Genomic DNA, 23,350 nt, shown 5'->3' with positions numbered 1-23,350 from the left:
CCTGCGAATAAGGCGTTGGCACCAAGCGGCAAATCGCGAAATTTACAATTCGCGCGCGATTCCCGGCAGCGCCGGCACAAAGCGGACGTCGACCAGCTCCTTGCGGTCGAAGCCGTTCTCCGTCCGCACCACGCGGACCAGGGTCTGGGTGCCCTGATGGGGCCCGACCGGGGCGATCAGGACGCCACCCGGCTCGAGCCGCTCCAAGAGCTTCTCCGGGATCTGCTCCATCGCCGCGGTGACGATGATGCGGTCGAAATCACCTGCTCCCGCCGGGACGTCGAAGCCGTCCCCGAGCAGCACCTCGATGTTGTAATAGCCGAGATTTTCGAGGCGCTTGCGGGCGCCGTCGGCCAGCGTCCGGTAGCGCTCGATGGTCAGCACCTGCTTGCACAGCCGGGACAGCACGGCCGCCTGGTAGCCCGAGCCGGTGCCGATCTCGAGCACGCGGTGGTCCTTCTGCAGCTGCAGCTGCTCGGTCATGTAGGCCACGACGAAGGGCTGGCTGATGGTCTGCCCGCAGGCGATCGCGAGCGCGCTGTCGCGATAGGCCTCGCTGCGATCGCGCGGATCGACGAACAGCTCGCGCGGCACCTCCTCCATGGTGCGGAGCACCGCCTGATCGCTCACGCCGCGCCGCCGCAGGGTGAGCTGAAACATCATCTTCTCGGTCGGATCTGACTTCACGGCCATGGTCGTCAGCGTCTCTGGGCAGCAGCGCGGAATCTTGCTCTGCTTGATGCCATTGAAATCCGAAATACCGCGTTAAGGAAAAATTTCCCGTTGCGTTTTGTTCCCCGTCAGGAACCAGCACCCTGATTTGGCGTTGGCACCATCCCATATAATCGGCAACGCCGCGCGGTTAACGCCCAGCTGCCGACCTGGGTATCCGGCTGTATCGCCACACCTCGCTGACTGCCGGGTAAAGCCTCAGCGGGGCGATGCGACGAACGGCGGTCGGCGCTGGAAAACGACCAAATCCCAAACGTTTGCGTTGCGCGCTGTAATGTTATTTGCGAGCCTATTTCAGGGACGGGCAAGGATTCCATCATGACAGCGATACGGCCGGCGGGCTGTTCAGTTTTCCTCGTGGAGGACGAGGTCATGATCCGGATGATGGTCGCCGACATGCTGGAGGAGCTCGGCCACACCGTCGCGGCCGAGGCCGGCGAAATCGGCGAGGCGGTCAGACTTGCGCAATCCACCGAATTCGACCTCGCGATCCTCGACGTCAACGTCAATGGCAAGGTGATCACCCCGGTCGCCGAGCTGATCAACGCCCGCAACCGCCCCTTCATCTTCGCGACCGGCTACGGCTCGTCCGGCCTGCCTCCGGAGTATCGCGACCGGCCGGCGCTGCAAAAGCCCTTCCAGCTGGAAACGCTGGCCCAGGTGATATCAAGCGCGATGAAGAGCGCGCCGGTCTAACGGTCACGTCACTACGTAGCCCCGGATGAGCCAACGGGTCGCGCGAACGCGCGCCCGGTGACAGGCTCCGTGACATCCGGGATCCATTGCTCAGACCGTCCCGGATCTCGCTTCGCTCATCCGGGCTACGAAAAATTACTTCAGCGTCGCGGTCAGCGTTTCCGAAAACGCTTCATCGGTGCGGTCGAGCCGCAGCGGCGTCACCGAGACGTAGCGCGCCGCAAGCGCGGCGAGATCGGTGCCTTCGGCCGGCGTATCCATCATCGCCGCGCGCTCGAAGCCGATCCAGAAATACGGATTGCCGCGTCCGTCGTGACGGCGATCGATCTTCAGAAACCCCTGATTGCGCTTGCCCTGCCGTGTGATCCTGATGCCCTTGACGTCATCGGGCATGCAGGACGGGAAGTTGACGTTGACGACGGTGTTCCTGGGAACGCCAGCGGCAATGACCTTGCGGATGATGTCGGGTCCGAATTTGAGCGCGGTCTCCCACAGCGGTGCGTTGCGCGTCTCGATCGAAAACTCCTGCGACAACGCAAACGACGGAAAGCCCAGGATGGTGCCTTCCAGTGCGCCGGCGATGGTGCCGGAATAGACCACGTCCTCGGCGACGTTGCGGCCCTTGTTGACGCCGCTCAGCACGAGATCGGGCAGCTTGTCACCGAGAATGTGGCGCGCGCCCATGATGACGCAATCGGTCGGCGTGCCGCGCACCGCGAAGTGACGCGGGCTGACTTCGCGCAGCCGCAGCGGATCGTTGAGCGACAGCGAATGCGAGACGCCGGACTGATCGAGCTCGGGGGCAACGATCCAGACGTCGTCGGACAAGGAGCGCGCGATCTGCTCGACGACCTGCAGGCCGGGAGCGTGGATGCCGTCATCATTGGTGCAAAGAATTCGCATCCGTCAAAGTGCCTTTTGTTCCGATTCGACGCGGGTTAGTTGCAGTTTCTTGAGTTGATTGCCGTCTTAACCGGCTAGGGCCGCGGAGGCAAACCCGCCGAAGGCCCGTGCCATTGCGCCGACGTCACGCGCCATGGACGCACAAATCTGCCGGTCGCGGCAATCTTGCCGTCGAACGCCGGCCAGGCGGGCCCGGCTCGCGGCCGCACAAGCACAACGGCGGGCCGGCGCACGTCGGGCTTGGCAGTTTCGGCGTTGAGAGGCTCTGGCTTCGGATACTCAGGCTTGGGGCCCTCGCGTTCGGCAGACGCAGGCTCGGCGAGCTCGGGCTTGGCGACTTCAGCTTTGGCAGGTTCAACCCCAGGTGCTTCGGAGCTGGGCTGCTCAGGGGCGACCGGCGCTGTTTGGCGAGGCTCCGGCTTGGGAGCGCTCGGAGGCTCCGACTTCAGAAGCCCGGACCTACCAGCTTGGGACCTACTAGCTTCGGACTTGCCAGCTTCGGACTTGCCGGGCGCAGGTCTGGGAGGCTCGGGCTTGAGAACCACGGGTTCGGCAGGCAGAGCCTGCGGAGGTTCAAGCGTCCGGGCAGGCCCGGGTGGCTCCGGGGGCGCAGTTCGGCGAAGCACGAGCTTGGGAAGCTCTGGCTTGGGAAGCTCGGATTTGGGAGGCTCTGATTTGGCAGGCTCTGACTTGCTCGCTTCAACCTGGCGAAGCTCAATCCGAGGCGTTTCGGGTTCGGGCGGAGCCGCTGTGGGTGCCTCGGCCGGTTTTGCGACCGGCGCTGCCGCAGCCGATTTTGATTTCAGCCTGGCCAGCAGCTCCTCGATCGAGGGCACCGACGACGGTTCAAGCGGAGCACGCGGCGAGGCCGGCGGCGGCGTCCGGGCCGATGGCGGCGGCGGTGCAACCGCCGCTGATGGCGAAAAATCGGCCGGCGCCAGGTGGGCGAACCTGGCGCGTGCGAGCTCCAGTGCGTTGTCGAAGTCCGGCCTGTCGATCCAGGCCTTCGATTGCACCTCGGTCACGCGCGCCTCCCACAGGCGCGCGGCCTCGATGTCGTAATAGCCCATCTGCTTCTGATTGATCAGCTGCAGACCATGGCCCGTGACGGCCCATTGTCGACCAAGCCAGTGGATGTCACGGTGGAGCGGCATCACACTGGCCCTCGCCTCACATGCCGTGCTCGATGACCTTGAGCCCGCCCATATAGGGCTGCAGCACATCGGGCACCGCGATCGAACCGTCCTGCTGTTGATAGGTCTCCATCACAGCGATCAGGGCGCGCCCGACCGCCGTGCCGGAGCCGTTCAGCGTATGCACGAAGCGCGGCTTGCCGTCGGGGCCGCGATAGCGCGCGTCCATCCGGCGGGCCTGAAAATCACCGCACACCGAGCAGCTCGAGATCTCGCGATAGGCGCCGCCGTCGCCCTGCCCGGGCATCCAGACCTCGATGTCGTAGGTCTTCTGCGCGGAGAAACCCATGTCGCCGGCGCACAGCGTCATCACGCGATAATGCAGGTCGAGCTTCTGCAGAACCTGCTCGGCGCAGGACAGCATGCGCTCGAGCTCGTCCTTGCTGGCCTCGGGCGTCGTGATCGACACCAGCTCGACCTTTGTGAATTGGTGCTGGCGGATCATGCCGCGCGTGTCGCGTCCCGCCGCGCCGGCTTCGGCGCGGAAACACGGCGTCAGCGCGGTGAGCCGCATCGGCAACTCTTTTTCATCGAGGATGGATTCGCGCGCGAGGTTGGTCAATGAGACTTCGGCGGTCGGAATCAGTCCGAGGCGCTCGCTGCGCAAATCGGCATTCGGCGTCGCGAGCAATTCACCCTTGATCGCCCAGAACTGGTCGTCCTCGAATTTCGGCAATTGCCCGGTGCCGAACATCACGGCGTCGCGCACCAGCAGCGGCGGATTGATTTCGGTGTAGCCATGCTCTCCCGTGTGCAGATCGAGCATGAACTGCCCGATCGCACGCTCGAGCCGCGCCAGCCCCCTCTTCAGCACGACGAAGCGCGCGCCGGACAGTTTCGCCGCCGCCTCGAAATCCATGTCGCCGAGCGCGGTGCCGAGATCGTCATGCAGCTTCGGCGCGAAGCCGTAGTCGCGCTTCTTGCCGAACACGTGGTGTTGGACGTTGCCGTGCTCGTCGGTGCCGTCCGGCACCTCGTCGAGCGGCAAATTGGGAATCGACGACAGCTCCTTCGTCAGCTCGTCGTCGAACGATTTCGCCGCCAGCTCGAGCTCCGGCATCGTGGTCTTGAGCTCCGCGACTTCGGCCATCAGCTTGGCCGCACGCGCCTCGTCCTTCGCCTTCTTGGCGTCGCCGATCTCTTTCGAGGCCGCATTGCGCCGCGCCTGAGCCTGCTCGGACGCCAGGATCGCGGCACGGCGCTTCTCGTCGATCGCCAGCAGCGACGGCGACAGCGCCCCAAGTCCGCGGCGCTTCAGGCCGGCGTCGAACGCTGTCGGGTTGTCGCGGATCGCTTTGATGTCGTGCATGGCAGTCCTGATGGCGGGCTTGCAGATAACGTCGTACGTCAACGCTTGCGTTGCATGTTTCCACTACCACGACCGTCATCACCCGCGAAAGCGGGTGATCCAGTATTCCAGGGACGTCCGTGCGTGACGGAGGGGCCGCAGCGTACTGGATACCCCGCTTTCGCGGGGTATGACACCTGTTTCGGGGGAGACGGGCCCTACTCGGCCGGATTGGCCGCCGGCGGGACGCTGGACGAGGCTGCCTTGGTCGTGGCCTTCTTCTCCACGATCCGGACCGCGATGATGGCGCCCTCATAGAGCGCGAGCAGCGGGATCGCGAGCGAGGCCTGGCTCAGCACGTCCGGCGGCGTCAGCACCGCGGCGATGATGAAGGCGATCACGATGAAGTAGCGCCGCTTCTCTCTCAGCATCTTCGAGGTGACGATGCCGATGCGGCCCAAGAGCGTCAGGATCACCGGCAGCTGGAAAGCGATGCCGAAGGCGAAGATCAGCGACATCATCAGCGACAGATACTCGCCGACCTTGGGCAGCAGCTGGATCTGCGCGGTCTCCGCGCTGCCGGCCTGCTGCATGCCGAGCGAGAACCGCACCAGCATCGGCAGCACGACGAAATAGACCAACATCGCGCCCATCACGAAGAACACCGGGGTCGCGATCAGATACGGCAGGAAGGCGTTGCGCTCGTGCCTGTAGAGGCCGGGCGCCACGAACATGTAGATCTGTCCGGCAACGATCGGGAACGAGATGAAGGCGGCGCCGAACATCGCGAGCTTCAACTGCGTGATGAAATATTCCAGCAGCTGCGTGTAGATGAATTTCGAATTCTCAGGCCCCGCCACCAGCACGAACGGCCAGACCAGCACGTTGTAGATCTGCTTGGCAAAGAAGAAACAGATGATAAAGGCCACGCCGAAGCCGAGCAGCGCCTTGATCAGCCGCGAGCGCAGCTCGATCAAATGATCCATCAAGGGGGCCTTGCTGGCCTCGATATCTTCTGCGCTCATGACGCCCTCGCGTCCTTGAGCACCTCAGGCTCCGCCGGCGTCACATCCTGCGACGGTGCCGGCTCGGGCTTCACCTCGCTGGTGATCGCAAGCGGCTCAGTTGTGGCAGCGTGCGTCTCAGCCTCGACGAAAGTCTCCGGCGTCGGCGCTGCGGGTGTTGTTGGCGTGACCAGTGCGTCACTTGACGTCACCTGTGCGTCGCTTGACGTCACGGGTGCATCAATCGCGGAGGCGACTTGCGCATCGACGGGCTTGTCGATCTGCAGCGCGTCGCTGACGTCCTTCTGCAGCGAGGTCATGATGTTGCCGCTGGTGATGCCGGTTGCGGCTTCCCTGACCTCGTCAAAGCTCTTCTTGATGTCGGCCATCTCGGCCTCGCGCATGGCTTCCTGGAACTGGCCCTGGAATTCGGAGGCCATCTTGCGGGCCTTGCCCATCCATTGCCCGACCATGCGCAGCACGCCCGGCAGTTCTTTCGGGCCGATGGCAATCAGCGCGACGACCGCGATGACGACCAGTTCACTCCACCCGATATCGAACATGAATTCTTCCGCCTAGCGCGCCGCGATCGGCCCCATCGGTCCTAACAGGATTTGGGGCCGCCGGCGCCTTTTCTCAATCGGCGTCAATAGCGCTTCCGAGCGACGGCGTCACCGTTTCGCGCAAAGATAAACGTCGAAATATGTGTCGGTACAGGCGCGTCAGACGGCCTTGCTGCCGACATCCTGTCGCGCGGCTGACGGCGCCGCATTGTGATCGATCGACTTGGTGGGCTCGGTCTTCTCGGCGACCTTGTCGTCGTCCTGCATGCCCTTCTTGAAGGCCTTGATGCCCTGGGCGACGTCACCCATCAGGTCCGAGATCTTGCCGCGCCCGAACAGCAGCAGGACCACTGCGATCACGACGATCCAGTGCCAAATGCTGAGTGAACCCATCCTGCAACCCTCCAGAAATGGCCGGCGGGCCGGCCTGAACTTTGCCGGAAGGTAGGCCCGCGGGGTGTCAAAAACAAGGACCTCGGCCGCGGCGAATCGCTGTCGCGGCTACGTAATATTGCTAGCCTTAACCGGGAATATTTGGCCGCTATTCGCCCTTGTCCTCGGGGTCGGCCTCGCCGCGCTCGTCGCCGTGCGAATCCGGTTCGTCGGCGTCGGCTTCGGCCGCTTCCGATTCGTCGGCAACGTCCGCTTCGATCTCGATTTCGGCCTCGACCGTCATTTCAGCCTCAGCCGACGCTTCGGTTGCGGTCTTCGGTTCCTCGGCCTCCGGCTCGACGGCCGGCGCCAGCAGCAGCTCCAGCGTATCGCCCGGCTCAAGCGGCTCCTCGTCTTCCCGCAGCGTCGCGTCGTCCGAGGGCGACGGAACGGAGAAGCCGGTCGGCAGGCGCGAGTCGAGCAGACCGGTGCCCTTCAGCTCCTCGAGTCCCGGCAGATCGCCGAGCGCTTCCAGGCTGAACTGCGACAGGAATCCGTCCGTGGTTCCAAAGGTCAGCGGACGGCCCGGCGTCTTGCGGCGGCCGCGCGGGCGGATCCAGCCGGTCTCCAGCAGCACGTCGATGGTTCCCTTCGACGTCACCACGCCGCGAATCTCTTCGATCTCGGCGCGGGTCACCGGCTGGTGATAGGCGACGATTGCCAGCACCTCGATCGCTGCACGCGACAGCTTGCGGGTCTCGGTGCTCTCGCGCGTCATCAGCCACGACAGATCGCCGGCGGTGCGGAACGTCCACTTGTTGGCGACACGCACCAGATTGACGCCGCGCGGCGCATATTCCGCCTGCAACTGTGCGAGCGCCACCTTGATATCGACGCCGTCGGGCATCCGCTTTGCGAGCGTCGCCTGATCGATCGGCTCGGCCGATGCGAACAACAGGGCTTCCAGGAGCCGCAATTCCTCAGGACGCGCCACCGGATCCATAGGAGAAACCTCCTCCTCGGGCTCTTCTCTGCGCACTTCCGCCAAGCTTGCCATGGGCCTGCTCTCCTTCTTCCACTTACTCAACCGACAGGTCCGGCGCGGCCATTGCGGCTTGCGCTGGACGCTTTCGGAAATAGATCGGCGCGAACGCCTGCTTCTGGTTGATCTCCATCTCGCCCTCGCGAACCAACTCGAGGGCGGCAGCGAAGCTCGATGCGAACACCGTCGCTCTCTGCTTGGGATCGGCGACGTAGTTCATCAGATACTCGTCGAGACAGCTCCAGTCCTCAGCGAGGCCGACCAGCCGTTCCAGCGAGGCGCGCGCTTCGGCGAGCGACCACACCGTCCGCTTGGCCAGATGCACCGAAGTCAGCACGCGCGACGCGCGCTGCGTGGCATAGGCCGACAGCAGGTCGTACAAGGTCGCGGTGAACTTCGGATGCTTGATCTCGGCGATCGATTCCGGATTGCCGCGCGGAAAGATATCGCGCTGGAACTGCGGCCGGTTCATCAACCGGTTCGCCGCCTCGCGGATCGCCTCCAGCCGGCGCAGCCGGTTGGCGAGCGCGGTCGCCATTTCCTCGGCGCTCGGCCCCTCCGCGCTAGGCGGCTCCGGCAGCAACAGCCGCGACTTCAGGAACGCAAGCCAGGCCGCCATCACCAGATAGTCGGCCGCGAGCTCGAGGCGGATCTTGCGCGCCGCCTCGATGAACGAAAGGTACTGGTCGGCAAGCGCAAGGATCGAGATCTTCGACAAATCGACCTTCTGCTGCCGCGCCAGCGTCAGCAGCAGATCGAGCGGGCCCTCATAGCCCTCGACATCGACCACCAACGCCGGTTCGCCCTCGGCGAGGTCAGCCGGCCGCCCGGTCTCAAACGATAGAATTTCAGCGGTCATGCCGTCCCTACCCGATCCAACAACGCATCCAGTTCAGCCCGTGCCGCCTGCCGGTCGAGCGGCTGAGGCTGCTTCCGCGCCACGAGCGTCGCCTTGGCGCGCTCAAGCGCCTTGCCGGTCAGTTCCGGCGTCTCCCGCGCCACTTCGCGCATCTCGTCGATGTTGCCGTTGCAGTGCAGAACCACGTCGCAACCGGCGCTGACGATGGCGCGGGTCCGCTCGGCAATTGATCCGGCCAGCGCATTCATCGACACGTCATCACTCATCAACAAACCTTGGAACCCGATCAGGCCGCGAATCACCTGTTCGATGATTGTCGCAGAAGTCGTTGCCGGATGGACGGGGTCCAGCGCGCTAAACACAACATGTGCAGTCATGGCCATCGGCAGGTCCGCAAGCGGCTGGAACGCGGCAAAATCGCTCCGTTCCAGCTCACCTTTGGCGGTATCGACCGTCGGAAGCCGGAAATGGCTGTCCGCCGTGGCCCTGCCATGGCCGGGAATATGCTTGAGAACCGGCAGCACACCGCCCTGTTCCAACCCTTCCGTGACGGCACGAGCGATGGCCGCAACCTTGCCGGGCTCGGTTCCATAGGCCCGGTTGCCGATCACCGCGTCCGCCCCGGCCACGGGAACGTCGGCCAAAGGCAGGCAATCGACGGTGATTCCGAGGTCGATCAGGTCGGCTGCGATCAGCCGTGAGCTGAGCCTGGCCGCCGCAAGGCCGAGCTTCGGGTCGATGTCGTAGAGCGCCGAGAAGCTCGCGCCGGGCGGATAGACCGGCCAATGCGGCGGGCCGAGCCGCTGTACCCGGCCGCCTTCCTGGTCGATCAGGACCGGAGCATCGGCCTCACCGCCTGCAGACCTGAGTTCCGCAACAAGAGCGGCCACTTGGGCAGGACTCTCGATGTTGCGCTTGAACAGGATGAAGCCCCATGGCCGCTCGGCGCGAATGAATTCGCGTTCAGCGTCATTGAGGGTCAGCCCGGATACGCCCGTGATGAATGCGCGGTTCGTCATTCGGCCGATTAGGCCGTATGCAGCTCACGGGTCAAGGAAACGGACTTTAATTTCTTTGGATGAGGCACTGCGGCCCACCAGCCGACATCAGGCTCTTGCACACTTGGCTCGCCTCCTCCGAGGACGCAAACGGGCCAGCGAAGGCGCGGTAATAGACGCCCTTCTCGCCGAGATCGACGCGTTTCACCACCAAAGGCTGCGAACCGAGCACGCTGCGATATTTGCCCTGCAGCGTCCGGTACGACGACTGCGCGTCGGCCTCGTTCTTCTGCGACGACACCTGAACCAGATATCCACCACCACCGCCGACCGAGGCCGTCGAGGTCGATGCCACCCGGGTCGGAGGCGCGGTAGGCGCCGCCTCAGCCTGACCGGGTGCCAGCGACATCGGCGCGTTCACGCTGGCATTGGCCGCAGCTGGGTTGCCGCGTGACACCGGGGGCTTCGCAGCCGCCGGAGGCTTGGCCGGCACGGCCGCCGTGGCCTGCGTGCCATCAGGTCCATCGCCCTTGACCGCGAGGGTGCGGATCTTGCGCGGCTCGTTGTTCGGCAAGGTGCCGTTCGCATTGACCGGGGCCGGCGCGGGCGGCGTCGTCTGCACGCTCGCCGCCGGCGGCGGATTCGCATTGGCGTTCAGCGGCGGAAACACGACGCGCGGTCCGGCGGTCTTCGAGTTGACGTCGACAGGGGCTTCTTCGCGCGAGACGATCTTCTCGGTGCCGTCCCCCGTTGCCATGCGGTCCGGCGTCTTGGCCGGCGCATCGGCCTGGGCCGGGATCACCTTGGTCGGCGTGTTGTCGGCCTTGATGATCGGCGGCTCACCGCTGCGGGGCGAGCCGACATAGTTGCGATAGCCGAGCGCAGCGCCGGTGCCGACCACCGCAAGCGCCACCACCGCTGCGACCGTGATCAGGCCGCTGCGCCGCTTGCGCGGCTCGGGTTCTTCCTCGTAGCCCTCATAGGCATAGGGATCGTCCGGATAGGCCGGGTCACGCTGGAGATCCTGTTGGCCGGCTTCCAGCTGGCCATAAAGCGCATCGTCATAGCGCGACGGATCGCCATTCTGACCGGCGCCCTGATAGTGCGGCTCTTCGTCAAATGTCTCGGGCTGCCGGGGGGTCTCGACTGGCCGATATTGCGCCACCGGCGCAGGCGCGGGCTGCGTCTGCTGAGCTGTGTAGCGGTGCAACGGATGGACCGGCTTCGGCTGGTCGTCCTGCTCAGGCTCGTCGTACTCGGCGTGCTGCTGCACGGGTGCCAGCTGCACAGGGGGCGGAACGACAGCCTCCTGCCGCGCGCGCTGCATCCAGGGCGGCGGGCCTGCGGGCGGCGCATCCTCGTCGTCCGCCTGCGGCTGATATTGCTGTGGTCGCACGTTGGCGCGCGACTGCAGCGGATGCGGTGGCGGCGGCTTGTTGGCGCTGCCGAACGGATCCGTCTGGCCGATCAGCCGGGCCAGTTCGGCGAGCGGATCGGCCTCGGCCCTCTGGGCCGTGTCGGCGGAAAAATTTCGGTCCTGATATCGATCAGCCATTGTGATGATGCATCCCCTCCGGGACAGCGCCAGGATCGCCGGCGCTGCTGGTCCGAACGAATTGGCCCCTGCCAGATGCCCTCACAAATCCCCACTCGTGAGGGCCAAATGCCCCTACCTACCGCATCTCGGTTGGAGCTTGGACGCCTAGAACAGCTAAGCCCGATGCCAGAACCGAGACGACGCCCTGAACCATTGCCAGTCGCGCCCTCGTGATCTCTGCATCATTATTGATAATGAAGCGTAAATAGGGCAAATCCCGCCCCTTGGTCCAGAGTGCATGAAATTCACTGGCTAAATCATAGAGATAAAAAGCGATTCGGTGCGGCTCATGTGCAATGGCCGCCGCCTCAATCATCCGTGGATAAAGCGCAAGACGCTTGAGCAGATCGAGTTCGGCCGGATCGGTCAGCCGCTCGACGGCGGCATTGCGCAGATAGGCCAGCCGCGCCTCGTCGGTCTCCGGCAGGTCTGGAACCGCCTCCTCCCGCGCATTGCGGAAGATCGAATGGCCCCGGGCGTGGCCGTACTGGACGTAGAAGACGGCATTGTCCTTTGACTGCTCGATCACCTTGGCAAGGTCGAAATCGAGCACCGCGTCGTTCTTGCGGAACAGCATCATGAACCGCACCGCGTCGGAGCCGACCTCGTCGACCACCTCACGCAGCGTCACGAACTCGCCGGAACGCTTCGACATCTTCACCGGCTCGCCGTCGCGCAGCAGCTTGACGAGCTGCACGATCTTGACGTCGAGCGCAGCCTTGCCCGCGGTCACCGCCTTCACCGCCGCCTGCATCCGCTTGATGTAGCCGCCGTGATCGGCACCGAACACGTCGATCAGATTGGTGAAGCCGCGCTCGAACTTGTAGCGGTGGTTAGCGATGTCGGATGCGAAATAAGTGTACGAACCGTCCGACTTGATCAGCGGACGATCGACGTCATCGCCATAGGCGGTGGCGCGGAACAGCGACTGCTCGCGGTCCTCGTAGTCCTCGACCGGCTTGCCCTTCGGCGGCGGCAGACGCCCCTCGTAGATGTCGCCCTTGGCGCGCAGGAAATCGATGGTCTCGGCGACCTTGTTATTGCCTGACGTGATCAGCGAGCGCTCCGAGAAGAACACGTCGTGATGGATGTTGAGCGCGGCAAGATCGCCCTTGATCATCTCCATCATCATGGCGATCGCCTTGTCGCGCACGATCGGCAGCCACGCGGCTTCCGGAAAGGGCAGGAGCTTGTCGCCATGCTCCTTCGCGAGCGCCTCGCCGACCGGCACGAGGTAATCGCCGGGATAGAGCCCTTCCGGGATCGCGCCGATGTCCTCGCCGAGCGCCTCGCGATAGCGCAGGAACGCCGAGCGCGCGAGCACGTCGACCTGGGCGCCGGCGTCGTTGATGTAATATTCGCGGCAGACGTCGAAGCCCGCGAATTGCAGCAGGCTGCACAGCGCGTCGCCGAACACGGCGCCGCGGCAATGGCCGACATGCATCGGCCCGGTCGGGTTGGCCGAGACGTATTCGACATTGACCTTCTCGTCCTTGCCGATGCCGCTGCGCCCATAGGCTGAACCTGCGGCCAGCACGGCGCGCAGCGCGTCGGCCCAGACCTGCGGCTTCAAGGTCAGGTTGATGAAGCCGGGACCGGCGACATCGACTGAGGCCACCAGTGCGTCGGCGCGCAGCCGCTCGGCGATCTTGTCGGCGAGCTCGCGCGGCTTGGCCTTGGCATCCTTGGCGAGCACCATCGCGGCATTGGTCGCCATGTCGCCATGGCTGGCGTCGCGCGGCGGCTCCACCACGACGCGGGAGAGATCGATGCCGGCGGGCCAGCTATCCTCGGCTGCGACAGCGGCACAGATCGCGTGCACGCGCGTCAGAATGTCGGCAAAAAGGTGTGGTGAAGCAGTGATGTCGGCCATGGCAGGGCGCTAACGCAAATCCGGGGTCGAGTCAAAAAGCCTTTGGTGCTCGATCAGGGCGAAACGGTCGGTCATCCCGGCAATGAAATTGCCTATCCGCCTGTTCCGCGCACTCCCGGTCTCCTCGGCGCTGCCCTCGATCCATTCCGCCGGCAGGTCTTCAGGCGACTGCCGGTAGCGCTCGAAGAGATTGCGGACCACCTGCTCCGCTTCCCGCATCACAATCATCACCCGCTGGTGGCGATACATCCGCCGGTACAGGAACGCCTTGATCGCCGCCTCCTGCTCGGCCACCTCGGACGGAAATGCGATCAGCGGCGCATTGTGGTGGCGCACATCGTGGGCCGATTGCGGCCGGGCCGCCGCAAGGCGCCGGTTCGCCTCCGTGAAGACGGCATTGATGAAATGTGAGATCAGCTCACGCACCAGTTCGGCGCCGCGCCGGACCTCGTCGAGCCCGGGATAATGCCGGTCGATCTCGGCGATGATCTCGGCGGTCAGCGGCATCTCCTTGAGGTCGTCGACCGCGAACAGACCGGCGCGCAGACCATCGTCGATGTCGTGGGCATCATAGGCGATGTCGTCGGCGAAGGCAGCGATCTGCGCCTCCAGCGAAGCGTAGCTCCAGAGCTCGAGATCGTAGCTCCTGTTGTAGTCGGCGATCCCGACCGGAATGCCGCTCTCCAGGTAGCGGCCCGCCGGCGCACCGCTGCGTTCGGTCAGCGGCCCGTTGTGCTTGACGATCCCCTCGAGCGATTCCCAGGTCAGATTCAGCCCGCCGAACTCGGGATAGCGATGCTCCAGCGAGGTGACCACCCGCAGCGCCTGCGCATTGTGGTCGAAGCCGCCGTCATCCTTCAGGCACGCGTCGAGCGCCCGCTCCCCGGCATGCCCGAACGGTGGATGGCCGAGGTCATGCGCCAGCGCCAGCGTCTCGGTCAGATCCTCATCGACCCCGAGCTGGCGGGCCAGCGCACGGGCGATCTGGGCCACTTCCAGCGAATGGGTCAGCCTGGTGCGGTAATGATCGCCCTCATGGAAGACGAAGACCTGGGTCTTGTGCTTGAGGCGGCGGAACGCGGTGGAATGGATCACCCGGTCGCAGTCGCGCCGGAACGGGCTCCTGGTCCGGCTCGGCGGCTCCGCGACCAGCCGACCCCGGCTGCGATCGGGGTCGCAGGCATAGGGCGCGCGGGGGGCAGCCATTCCGACCGACACGGTATTTTAGTCCTTATCCATTTGATTCCATGGTCCGACGCACTTAACTATGCTTGAGGCGGCCGACCAAATGAATTGGGTATGACGCCGGGCATGATCCGATCAGACCATGCTCAAATAGGGTTTCGGAGACCGACATGACTGTTGCCATCACCGTCAGCGAACGGGCCGCCCGCAAGATCGGGCAGATCCTCAGCAAGGAAGGCGAAGGCGCCAAGCTGCGCATTTCGGTCGAGGGCGGCGGCTGCTCCGGTTTCCAGTACAAATTCGACGTCGAGCGCACCCAGGCCGATGACGACCTCGTGATCGAGCGCGATAGCGCCGTGGTGCTGATCGATCCCGCCTCGGTCCCGTTCCTCGCCGGCTCGGAAGTCGACTTCGTCGACGACCTGATCGGCGCCTCGTTCCGCGTCGTCAATCCGAACGCCACCGCCTCCTGCGGCTGCGGCACCAGCTTCTCGGTCTAATCACCCGACGCTCTGACGCGTTTCCCCGACGCTAACCGGCTCGCCGGGGTGCGCGGCTATTCTGCCGCGACCTGCGGGCGCTCGACGTCGCCGCCCGCCTCCGCCTGCGGATCGAGCTTGCGCCGCAGCCGGCGGTCGATGCGGTCGAGGTAGATGTAGATGACAGGCGTGATGAACAGCGTCAGCAGCTGCGACACGCAGAGGCCGCCGACCACGGCGACGCCGAGCGGCTGACGCAGCTCTGCGCCGGCGCCCGCGCCGAGCGCGATCGGCAGCGTGCCGAAGATCGCCGCAAACGTCGTCATCATGATCGGGCGGAAGCGCAGCAGCGCCGCCTCGCGGATCGCGTGCTCGGCGCTTAAGCCGACGCGGCGGCGCTCCAGCGCGAAGTCGACCATCATGATCGCGTTCTTCTTGACGATACCGACCAGCATCACGATGCCGATCATCGCAATTACCGACAGCTCCATCCCGAACATCATCAGCGTCAGAATCGCGCCGATGCCGGCCGACGGCAGGCCCGAGATGATCGTGATCGGATGGATGAAGCTCTCGTAGAGAATGCCCAGGATCACAAAGGCCGCGAACACCGCAGCGAGGATCAGGACGCCCTGCCCGCGCAGCGAATCCTGGAACACCTGCGCGGTGCCCGAGAAGCCGGTCGCGATCGTCGGCGGCAGGTTCGCGGTCTGCTCGAGCTCGGTGATCTTGTCGACCGCGTAGCCGAGCGAAGTGCCCGGTGCGAGGTTGAACGAAATTGTCACGGCCGGCTGCTGGCCCTGGTGGTTGATCTGCAGCGGCCCGACCGTCGGCACCAGCCTCGCCACCGCATCCAGCGGGATGGTCTGGCCGTTGCCAGTCTTCATGTAGAGTTTTGACAGATCGGACGGATCGACACGGAACTGCGGCTGCACCTCCAGGATGATCTGGTAGTCGTTCGACGGCATGTAGATGGTGCCGACCTGCCGCGCGCCGTAGGCGTTGTAGAGCTGGTTGCGGACCTGATCGACGGTGACGCCGTAGACCGCCGCCTTCTCGCGGTCGATGTCGACCGTCATCTGCGGGTTCTTGATGTAGAGGTCGGTGGTGACGTCGAGCAGGCCCGGAATCTTCTCGATCTTGTCCCGCATCTCGGGCGCCAGCCGGTAGAGCGACTCGGTATCGCCGCTCTGCATCACATACTGATACTGGCTCTTGGAGATGCGGCCGCCGATGTTGAGGTTCTGGACGCTCTGGAAGAACGCCTGCATGCCCGGGATCTCGCGCGCCTTCTGCCTGAGACGGCCGATCACGACAACGGCGTTGTCGCGGGTCTTCTGCGGCTTCAGCGCGATGAACAGCCGGCCGTAATTCGTGGTCGGGTTGGGACCGCCGGAGCCGACCGTGGAGTTGATGTAGTCGATCGCCGGATCGGTCCGGAGCACCTCGACCAGCGCCTGCTGCCGCACCCTCATCGCCTCGAACGAGGTGTCGGTCGCCGCCTCCGTCACGCCGATCAGGAAGCCGGTGTCCTCCTGCGGGAAGAAGCCCTTCGGCACGATCATGTAGAGGTAGATGGTGCCGCCGAGCGTCGCGAGCGTCACCACCAGCATCAGGGCCTTCTTGGCCAGCACCCAGTCCAGCGCCCATTCGTAGGCGCGCAGCCAGGCCTCGAACATCGCCTCGAACGCCCGCAGCACGACGTTCGGCCGCTTGGTCGCGTCATGCGCGCGCAGCACGCGGGCGCACAGCATCGGCGTCAACGTCAGCGAGACGAAGCCGGAGACGATGATTGCGACCGAGATCGTGACCGCGAATTCGCGGAACACGCGGCCGACGATGCCGCCCATCAGCAGCACCGGGATGAACACGGCGATCAACGAGAAGGTGATCGAGATGATCGTGAAGCCGATCTCGCGGGCGCCCTTCAGCGCCGCCTCGAACGGCTTCATGCCGTGCTCGATATGGCGGACGATGTTCTCCAGCATGACGATGGCGTCGTCGACCACGAAGCCGACCGAGAGTGTCAGTGCCAACAGCGTCATGTTGTTGATGGAGTAGTCCAGCGCGTACATCACCGCGCACGTGCCGAACAGCGAGATCGGCACCGCCAGCGCCGGAATGAAGGTCGCCGACGCCGAGCGCAGGAACAGGAAGATCACGAGGATCACCAGTGCGACCGCGATCAGCAGGGTCTCCTCGACGTCGCTGACCGCTTGGCGGATCGAGACCGAGCGGTCCATCATGACTTGCATGGTCACCGAGGGCGGGATCGCGGCGCGCAGCGCCGGCAGCTTGGCCAGCACGGCATCGACGACCGCCACGGTGTTGGCGTCGGGCTGCTTCTGGATCGCGAGCACGATTGCCCGCTCGTCGTTCATCCAGGTCGCGATCTTGTCGTTCTCGACGCTGTCATAGACCTTGGCGATCTCGTCGAGCCGAACCGGCGAGCCGTTGCGCCAGGCCACGTAGATCTTGCGGTAGTCGGCCGCCTTGTCCATCTGGCCGGAGGCCTGCAGCGCAACATCCTGCTTGGGACCGTTCAGTGTGCCGACCGGCGTCGAGGAATTGGCGCGCGACACCGCGGCGCGGATATCCTCCATCGAGACACCGCGGGCGGCCGCGGCCTCCGGATCTGCCTGGACGCGGATCGCGAATTTCTGCGTGCCGTAGATCAGGACCTGGGCGACGCCCGGCAGCTGCGACAGCGCCTGCCCGATCGTGATGTCGCCGTATTCATTGACGCTCGACAGCGGCAGCGTCGCCGACCCCAGCGAGACGAACAGCACCGGGAAGTCCGCCGGGTTCACCTTCCGGAAGCTCGGCGGGATCGTCATCTCGATCGGCAGCCGGCGCTGCGCGATGGTCAATGCCGTCTGCACGTCGAGCGCGGCGGCGTCGATGTTGCGGTTGAGGTCGAACTGGATGGTGATGACGCTCGTGCCCTGCGAGGAGTTCGAGTTCATCGAGGAGATGCCGGAAACGGTCGAGAGCTGGCGCTCGATGATGCCGGCAACGGAAGCGGCCATGGTGTCGGCGCTGGCGCCCGGCAGGGTCGCGGTGACCGCGATGGTCGGGAAGTCCACCTTGGGCAGCGCCGAGACCGGCAGCAGGCGGAAGCCGAACACGCCGAATGCGATGATCGACGCCGTGATCAGCGTCGTCATGACCGGGCGGCGGATGCAGAGCTCGGAGAGCGTCATCGGTCAGGCTCCGGCCTTGCGCGCCCGCTGCTCGACCCGCGATCCTTCCGAGAGCAAGAGCTGACCGTCGACGACGATGCTTTCATCGCCCGCCAGTCCCTCAGAGATCACCGAGCTACCCTGGAAGGTGCGATCGACCTTGACCAGCTGGACCTTGGCGACGCCGTCCTTGACGACGAAGACGAAATTGCCGTTCTGGCTGCGCTGGACCGCGACCGTCGGCACCACGACGGCGTCCTCGCTGCGGATGATCAGCTTGGTCTGCACGATGGTGCCGGGCCACAGCGTCTCGCTCGCATTGTTCATGATGCCGCGCACGGTGACCATGCCGGTGGTCGCGTCGACGGCGTTCTCCACCATCGCGACCTTGCCGCTCTCGGAGCGCTGGTGGCCGGGAATGGTCGCGATCACCTTCGAATCGCCCTTCCCCATCGCGTCGCGCAGATCGACCAGCGCACGCTGCGGGATCGCGAAGGTCACATAGACCGGCGCCATCTGGTTGATGACGGCGAGCGGCTGGGTGTCGGCGGGGCGAACGAAGTTGCCGACCTTGACGTTGGCCGCGCTGATCCGGCCCGCGAACGGCGCGCGGATGACGGTGTAGCTCTTCTGGACGCGGAGATTTTCCAGCGCGAACTGGTCGGCTTTGATGGTGCCGATCAGCACGTCGGACTGGGTCTTGGCGTTGTCGAGATTGACCTGGGTGGTCGCGCCCTTGCCGACCAGTTCGGTGTAGCGGCGGAGGTCGCGCTGCGCGCCCTCGAACTGGGCCTGGTCGCGGGCCAGCACACCCACGGCCTGCTCGATCTGGGCGTCGATCTGGCGGGCATCGAGCATGAACAGCAGGTCGCCCTCATTGACCTTGGCGCCGTCCTCGAAATGCACCGAGACGATGGTGGTCTCCAGCCGCGACTTCAACGCCACGCTGGAGATCGGCGTGACGGTTCCGATGGCGTCGACGTCGACCGGCACCGATTTGCGTTCGGCCTTGGCGAGATCCACCGACACCACACGCGGCCGCGGGGTCCCTTGCGCGGTGGCGGCACCGCCAGCCATCCATGAAGCGCGGGTCATGTAAGCCGCCCCGGCCGCAATGCCGAGAATGGCGACAGTCAGAACCAAATTGCGTTTTTTCATATGTTTTACACGTGCGCCACAGGCCACCCTTGAAGGCCGGAACGCTTCGTCACTCCCCCGTCGGCAATTGTTACGCCTTGTTTCCGGAGAGGGTTAGCACAGGCGCACCGCCCATGGTATGCCACCTAAGTAAAATCGTGCGGCTCAATCCCGGTCATTTGCATGCGCATCGCTACGTGGAACGTCAACTCGGTCCGGCAACGGATCGAGCTTCTGGTCAGCTGGCTGAAGGAGTGCTCCCCCGACATCGTCTGCCTGCAGGAGATCAAATGCGTCGACGACGCGTTTCCCCGGCTTGAGGTCGAGGCGCTCGGATACAATGTCGTCACGCACGGCCAGAAGACCTTCAACGGCGTCGCGCTGCTCTCCAAGCTGCCGTTCGACGAGACCAAATCGGGGCTGGCCGGCGACGACGAGGACGCCCATGCCCGCTTCCTCGAAGGCGTCGTCACGCTGAAGCAGGGCGTGGTGCGGGTCGCGTGCCTTTATCTGCCCAATGGCAATCCTGCGAATACCGACAAATATCCCTACAAGCTCAAATGGATGTCGCGGCTTCTTGAGTACACGCGGGAGCGGCTTAAGACCGAGGAGCCGCTGATCCTGGCCGGCGACTTCAACGTCATTCCGGCGGCCCGCGACGTCTACAATCCGGCCGCTTGGGCCGACGACGCGCTGTTCCGCCCCGCCACCCGCGAGGCCTTCCAGTCGCTGCTCGGCCTCGGTCTCACCGACGCGCTGCGGGCGGTCAATGACGAGCCCGGCCAGTACACCTTCTGGGACTACCAGGCCGGCGCCTGGCAGAAGAACTGGGGTCTGCGCATCGACCACCTCTTAATGTCGCCGCAGGCCAGCGACCGGCTGATCGACGTCGGCATCGACAGCTATGTCCGTGCCTGGGAGAAGCCGTCAGACCACGTTCCGGTCTGGGCCGATCTGGATTTCGAGACCGCCTGAGCGCGGCGGCCGAGCCGGGAGATCAATCCCGGCGGCCTCTAATCGCGGCGGCCCTGCACCCAGTGCTCGAGCATCTGGAGCGCCATCGCGCGATCGTCCTCGGAGGCCTTGGCGATCGCCCGGTTGTAGCTTTCCTTGATCCAGGCTTCGTCCGGCGTGGCGCTGTCACGCGCCAGCGTCAGCCACATCAGGCCGCGTGCCCGCTGCGGCGGCAACCGGTCGCCGTTGAACAGCATCGCGCCAAGCAGCGCCTGCGCCTGATGCTGGCCCTTCTGGGCGGCGAGCCCGAGCCAGCGCGCGCCATAGCGGAAATCGTCCCGCGAGGCGTCCGGCGTCTTCAGGTACAGCCGGGCAAGGTCGTACTGGGCGTCGGCATTGCCGAAATAGGATGCGGCATAGGAGAACATCTCCCGCGCCCGCTCGGTGTCCGCCTTCACCTTGGAATTGGGAATGCCGTTCAGATAGTAGCGGCCGAGCGCCACGAAGGCGTTGGCCACGATCGAGGCCTGCGGCGCCGACGGCGAGTCCTCGGCATGCGCATTGGCGATCCGGCTGAAATATTCGAAGGCGCGCATGTCGTCCTGGATGACGCCATCGCCCTCGGCGTACATCTTGCCGAGCTTCCACTGCGCCACGGGGTGGCCGCCCTCGGCCTGATACTGCAGCGTGCTGAAGGATGAGGTCGGCGAGGTCGCCGCCGGGGTCACCGGGGTCGTGGCCCGCTTCAGCGCGCCGGCCGTCCCCGGCTGCGGGGAAACCACCGGAAGGACCGTATCCTGGGGATTGACCGGGGCACCGTCGAATCCGAATCCGGGGCCCGCCATCGGAATGGCCCCTAACGCCAACGCAACTATCGTACGCCTAAACGTCCGCATAACACTGTTTCTCGTACGCGCCACCCGGATGGGTGACTGCGCCATCCACCGCCGGCCCCACTTGCTCGGCGTACTTCCACAGCGCACCAGATGTATGGTTCGTCGCGCGAGGGGCCCATTTGGTCTTACGATTTGCGAGTTCGGCGTCGCTCAATTTTACGTTAAGGGTGCCGGCGACCGCATCGATCTCGATGATGTCACCGTCTTGCAACAACCCGATCGGCCCGCCGACGGCCGCTTCGGGTCCAATATGTCCGATGCAGAAGCCACGGGTGGCGCCGGAGAACCGGCCATCGGTGATCAGGGCAATCTTGCCGCCCATCCCCTGCCCGGTTAGCGCCGCCGTGGTCGCCAGCATCTCCCGCATGCCGGGACCGCCCTTCGGCCCCTCGTAGCGGATCACGATAACCTCGCCTTCCTTGTAGGTGCGCTTCTGCACCGCCTCGAAGGCGTCTTCCTCGCGGTCGAAGCACCGGGCCGGACCGGTGAACCTCAGGTTGGACATTCCCGCGACCTTCACGATCGCACCCTCCGGAGCGAGATTACCCTTCAGCCCGACAACACCACCTGTCACGGTGATCGGATTGTCGGCGGGCCGCACCACGTCCTGGTGCGGATTCCATTTCACGCTTTTGAGGTTTTCGGCGATCGTTCGGCCAGTGACGGTGAGGCAATTCCCGTGCAGGTGGCCATTGTCGAGCAGCGTCTTCATCAGCAGCGGAATGCCACCTACTTCAAACATGTCTTTGGCAACATAACGGCCGCCCGGCTTCAAATCCGCGACGTAAGGAGTCTTTTTGAAGATTTCGGCAACGTCGAACAAATTGAATTTGATGCCGCACTCATGCGCGATCGCCGGCAGGTGCAGTGCAGCATTGGTCGAACCACCTGAGGCTGCAACCACAGCTGCAGCATTTTCAAGGGCTTCCCTGGTGACGATGTCGCGGGGCCGGATGTTTTTCTCGATCAGCTCCATCACCTTCTCGCCGGCGGCGGAGCAGAAGGCGTCGCGGATCTCGTAGGGCGCCGGAGCCCCGGCGGAATACGGCAGCGCCAAGCCAATCGCCTCGGAGACGGTCGCCATGGTGTTGGCGGTGAACTGGGCGCCGCAGGCGCCGGCCGACGGGCACGCCACCCGCTCGATCTCGTCGAGGTCCTCGTCCGACATGGCGCCGACCGAGTGCTTGCCGACCGCCTCGAACATGTCCTGCACGGTCACCGGCTGCCCGCGGAAGTTGCCGGGCAGGATCGAGCCGCCATAGATGAAGATCGAGGGCACGTTGAGCCGGACCATCGCCATCATCATGCCCGGCAGCGACTTGTCGCAGCCGGCGAGCCCGACCAGCGCGTCATAGGAATGGCCGCGGACGGTCAGCTCGACCGAATCGGCGATGCATTCGCGCGACGGCAGCGACGAGCGCATGCCGTCATGGCCCATCGCGATGCCGTCGGTGACGGTGATGGTGCAGAACTCGCGCGGGGTGCCGCCGGCAGAGGCCACGCCCTTCTTCACCGCCTGCGCCTGGCGCATCAGTGAAATGTTGCATGGAGCGGCTTCATTCCAACATGAAGCAACGCCGACAAAGGGTTGATGAATCTGGGCTGTCGTCAGTCCCATCGCGTAGAGATAGGAACGATGCGGCGCGCGCTGGGGCCCCTCCGTCACGTGACGGCTCGGCAGCCTGCCCTTGATGTTCGTCTTGGCGTCCATCCTGGCGTCCAATCGCGATCCTGTTTCCAGCGCTCTTTGCTTCATCAACGCCGGAACCCATCAAAAGTCCCGCCGTCGGAGCGCTGGCAATTCAGCTACATCCTTTCATGTCGGGGTGTGGCTAAAAAGCGGCGCGACTACGGACCGGCTGTGTTTAGGGTTAAATGGTTAAGTACCGTGGCAGTTGCGCAACAATCGTGGCCCCCGGGCAACCATGTATTATCGATCCTTATGGGAACCTGACGCGCGCCTGACGGAGCAGACGAGAGATTGCTGTCTCGCGACGAAACTCGTCCGAGTTGTTGCCTGGTCATCGCCCTCTCGTTGAGCAGAGGGCGCAGGGAAAGCCGGGTGCCGATCGCACCCATGGGCCCCGAGCAATGGGTAGTAAGCTCGGGGGTAGGACCACAGGTGTAACCGGAGCAATCCGGCTTTCCCTGCGCGATGGGTTACGGCTTACTTCGTGCTCTCCCCGGCGAGACTGGGCTTGCTTGTCACCGCCTTCGCATCACGCCTTCGCATGTTGCGACGAGACACCTGCCGCTAGGGCGTCAGGACCACACGACTTCACCGTCCGCATTGCGTGCTCTCGTCAGTCACACGCTCCGCGTCCACCGCATCTCACACCGCGTTCGTGACGATCGCGAAGCGCCCCTCGATCGGGTGAGACGGGCGAACCATACACT

Annotated in this window: 19 protein-coding genes and 1 pseudogene; 4 read left to right on the top strand and 16 right to left on the bottom strand. The window is 64.8% G+C overall.

All coding sequences use genetic code 11. The features are described from left to right. Nucleotides 1–42 precede the first annotated feature (42 nt). Nucleotides 43–693: a protein-L-isoaspartate(D-aspartate) O-methyltransferase gene (locus WDM24_RS19460; RefSeq protein WP_338700873.1), complete on the bottom strand. Its 651-nt coding sequence runs from the start codon at nt 691–693 to the stop codon at nt 43–45. A gap of 357 nt (nt 694–1,050) precedes the next feature. Here WDM24_RS19460 and WDM24_RS19455 point away from each other — a divergent pair, with 357 nt between their 5' ends. Beyond that, nucleotides 1,051–1,428: a response regulator gene (locus tag WDM24_RS19455; protein WP_029082686.1), complete on the top strand. Its 378-nt coding sequence runs from the start codon at nt 1,051–1,053 to the stop codon at nt 1,426–1,428. 135 nt (nt 1,429–1,563) lie between these two features. Here the strand turns inward: WDM24_RS19455 and surE are convergent, their stop codons facing one another. After that, on the bottom strand, nt 1,564–2,331 hold the full coding sequence (gene surE, locus WDM24_RS19450) for a 5'/3'-nucleotidase SurE (RefSeq protein WP_338832130.1): 768 nt from the start codon (nt 2,329–2,331) through the stop codon (nt 1,564–1,566). 750 nt (nt 2,332–3,081) lie between these two features. Between surE and WDM24_RS19445 the strand changes: the two genes are divergently transcribed. Next, entirely contained in the window at nt 3,082–3,393 is a 312-nt protein-coding gene (locus WDM24_RS19445; protein ID WP_338832129.1) for a hypothetical protein, read from the top strand. A gap of 108 nt (nt 3,394–3,501) precedes the next feature. On the opposite strand, the gene serS is transcribed toward WDM24_RS19445, so the two are convergent. The 10 genes and pseudogenes from serS to WDM24_RS19395 all read right to left on the bottom strand — a co-directional run bounded on the left by serS (nt 3,502) and on the right by WDM24_RS19395 (nt 14,338). Beyond that, on the bottom strand, nt 3,502–4,833 hold the full coding sequence (gene serS, locus WDM24_RS19440) for a serine--tRNA ligase (RefSeq protein WP_338700868.1): 1,332 nt from the start codon (nt 4,831–4,833) through the stop codon (nt 3,502–3,504). A 197-nt stretch (nt 4,834–5,030) separates the two neighbouring features. Continuing rightward, nucleotides 5,031–5,837, bottom strand: coding sequence for a twin-arginine translocase subunit TatC (gene tatC / locus WDM24_RS19435; RefSeq protein WP_338700867.1), 807 nt, complete (start codon nt 5,835–5,837; stop codon nt 5,031–5,033). Then, nucleotides 5,834–6,379 (bottom strand): Sec-independent protein translocase protein TatB, encoded by a 546-nt coding sequence (tatB, locus tag WDM24_RS19430; protein WP_338832128.1) that lies wholly within the window; start codon nt 6,377–6,379, stop codon nt 5,834–5,836. Before tatB ends, tatC begins: the two co-directional genes overlap by 4 nt. A 159-nt stretch (nt 6,380–6,538) precedes the next feature. Next, a complete protein-coding gene (locus WDM24_RS19425) occupies nt 6,539–6,772 on the bottom strand; it encodes a twin-arginine translocase TatA/TatE family subunit (protein ID WP_028332136.1) in 234 nt (77 codons plus the stop codon). Between the two features lie 280 nt (nt 6,773–7,052). Next, nucleotides 7,053–7,808, bottom strand: a pseudogene (gene scpB / locus WDM24_RS19420) (SMC-Scp complex subunit ScpB); the annotation flags it as partial. 22 nt (nt 7,809–7,830) lie between these two features. Further along, the gene (locus WDM24_RS19415; RefSeq protein ID WP_166295843.1) at nt 7,831–8,652 is read right to left on the bottom strand and encodes a segregation and condensation protein A; all 822 of its coding nucleotides are present in this window, start codon (nt 8,650–8,652) and stop codon (nt 7,831–7,833) included. Continuing rightward, on the bottom strand, nt 8,649–9,671 hold the full coding sequence (gene nagZ / locus WDM24_RS19410) for a beta-N-acetylhexosaminidase (protein ID WP_166295846.1): 1,023 nt from the start codon (nt 9,669–9,671) through the stop codon (nt 8,649–8,651). Before nagZ ends, WDM24_RS19415 begins: the two co-directional genes overlap by 4 nt. 46 nt (nt 9,672–9,717) lie before the next feature. Beyond that, entirely contained in the window at nt 9,718–11,205 is a 1,488-nt protein-coding gene (locus WDM24_RS19405; RefSeq protein ID WP_338700857.1) for an SPOR domain-containing protein, read from the bottom strand. Between the two features lie 118 nt (nt 11,206–11,323). Then, on the bottom strand, nt 11,324–13,120 hold the full coding sequence (gene argS, locus WDM24_RS19400) for an arginine--tRNA ligase (RefSeq protein WP_338832126.1): 1,797 nt from the start codon (nt 13,118–13,120) through the stop codon (nt 11,324–11,326). 9 nt (nt 13,121–13,129) lie between these two features. After that, nucleotides 13,130–14,338, bottom strand: a complete 1,209-nt coding sequence (locus WDM24_RS19395; RefSeq protein WP_166295854.1) for a deoxyguanosinetriphosphate triphosphohydrolase — start codon at nt 14,336–14,338, stop codon at nt 13,130–13,132. A 137-nt stretch (nt 14,339–14,475) separates the two neighbouring features. On the opposite strand from WDM24_RS19395, the gene erpA reads away from it, so the two are divergent. Continuing rightward, entirely contained in the window at nt 14,476–14,805 is a 330-nt protein-coding gene (gene erpA, locus WDM24_RS19390; protein WP_338832125.1) for an iron-sulfur cluster insertion protein ErpA, read from the top strand. Nucleotides 14,806–14,861: 56 nt separating this feature from the next. Here the strand turns inward: erpA and WDM24_RS19385 are convergent, their stop codons facing one another. Continuing rightward, on the bottom strand, nt 14,862–17,987 hold the full coding sequence (locus tag WDM24_RS19385) for an efflux RND transporter permease subunit (RefSeq protein ID WP_338832124.1): 3,126 nt from the start codon (nt 17,985–17,987) through the stop codon (nt 14,862–14,864). 3 nt (nt 17,988–17,990) lie between these two features. Continuing rightward, nucleotides 17,991–19,124, bottom strand: a complete 1,134-nt coding sequence (locus WDM24_RS19380) for an efflux RND transporter periplasmic adaptor subunit (protein ID WP_338832123.1) — start codon at nt 19,122–19,124, stop codon at nt 17,991–17,993. 162 nt (nt 19,125–19,286) lie between these two features. Between WDM24_RS19380 and xth the strand changes: the two genes are divergently transcribed. Continuing rightward, complete coding sequence (gene xth / locus WDM24_RS19375) at nt 19,287–20,078, top strand: exodeoxyribonuclease III (protein WP_166205193.1); 792 nt, start codon at nt 19,287–19,289, stop codon at nt 20,076–20,078. A 38-nt stretch (nt 20,079–20,116) separates the two neighbouring features. Here xth and WDM24_RS19370 read toward each other — a convergent pair whose 3' ends face one another. Both WDM24_RS19370 and ilvD read right to left on the bottom strand, forming a co-directional pair. Further along, nucleotides 20,117–20,953 (bottom strand): tetratricopeptide repeat protein, encoded by an 837-nt coding sequence (locus WDM24_RS19370; RefSeq protein WP_166205194.1) that lies wholly within the window; start codon nt 20,951–20,953, stop codon nt 20,117–20,119. Next, nucleotides 20,940–22,664 carry a dihydroxy-acid dehydratase gene (ilvD, locus tag WDM24_RS19365; RefSeq protein WP_338700843.1) on the bottom strand — a complete coding sequence of 575 codons (1,725 nt, stop codon included), beginning with the start codon at nt 22,662–22,664 and terminating at the stop codon, nt 20,940–20,942. Before ilvD ends, WDM24_RS19370 begins: the two co-directional genes overlap by 14 nt. Between the last annotated feature and the right edge of the window lie 686 nt (nt 22,665–23,350).

The sequence above is a fragment of the Bradyrhizobium sp. 27S5 genome (assembly GCF_037217225.1).
GTDB lineage: Bacteria > Pseudomonadota > Alphaproteobacteria > Rhizobiales > Xanthobacteraceae > Bradyrhizobium > Bradyrhizobium septentrionale.
The sequence above is the reverse complement of the archived record's forward strand: the minus strand, read 5'-3'. Positions and strand labels throughout refer to the sequence as shown.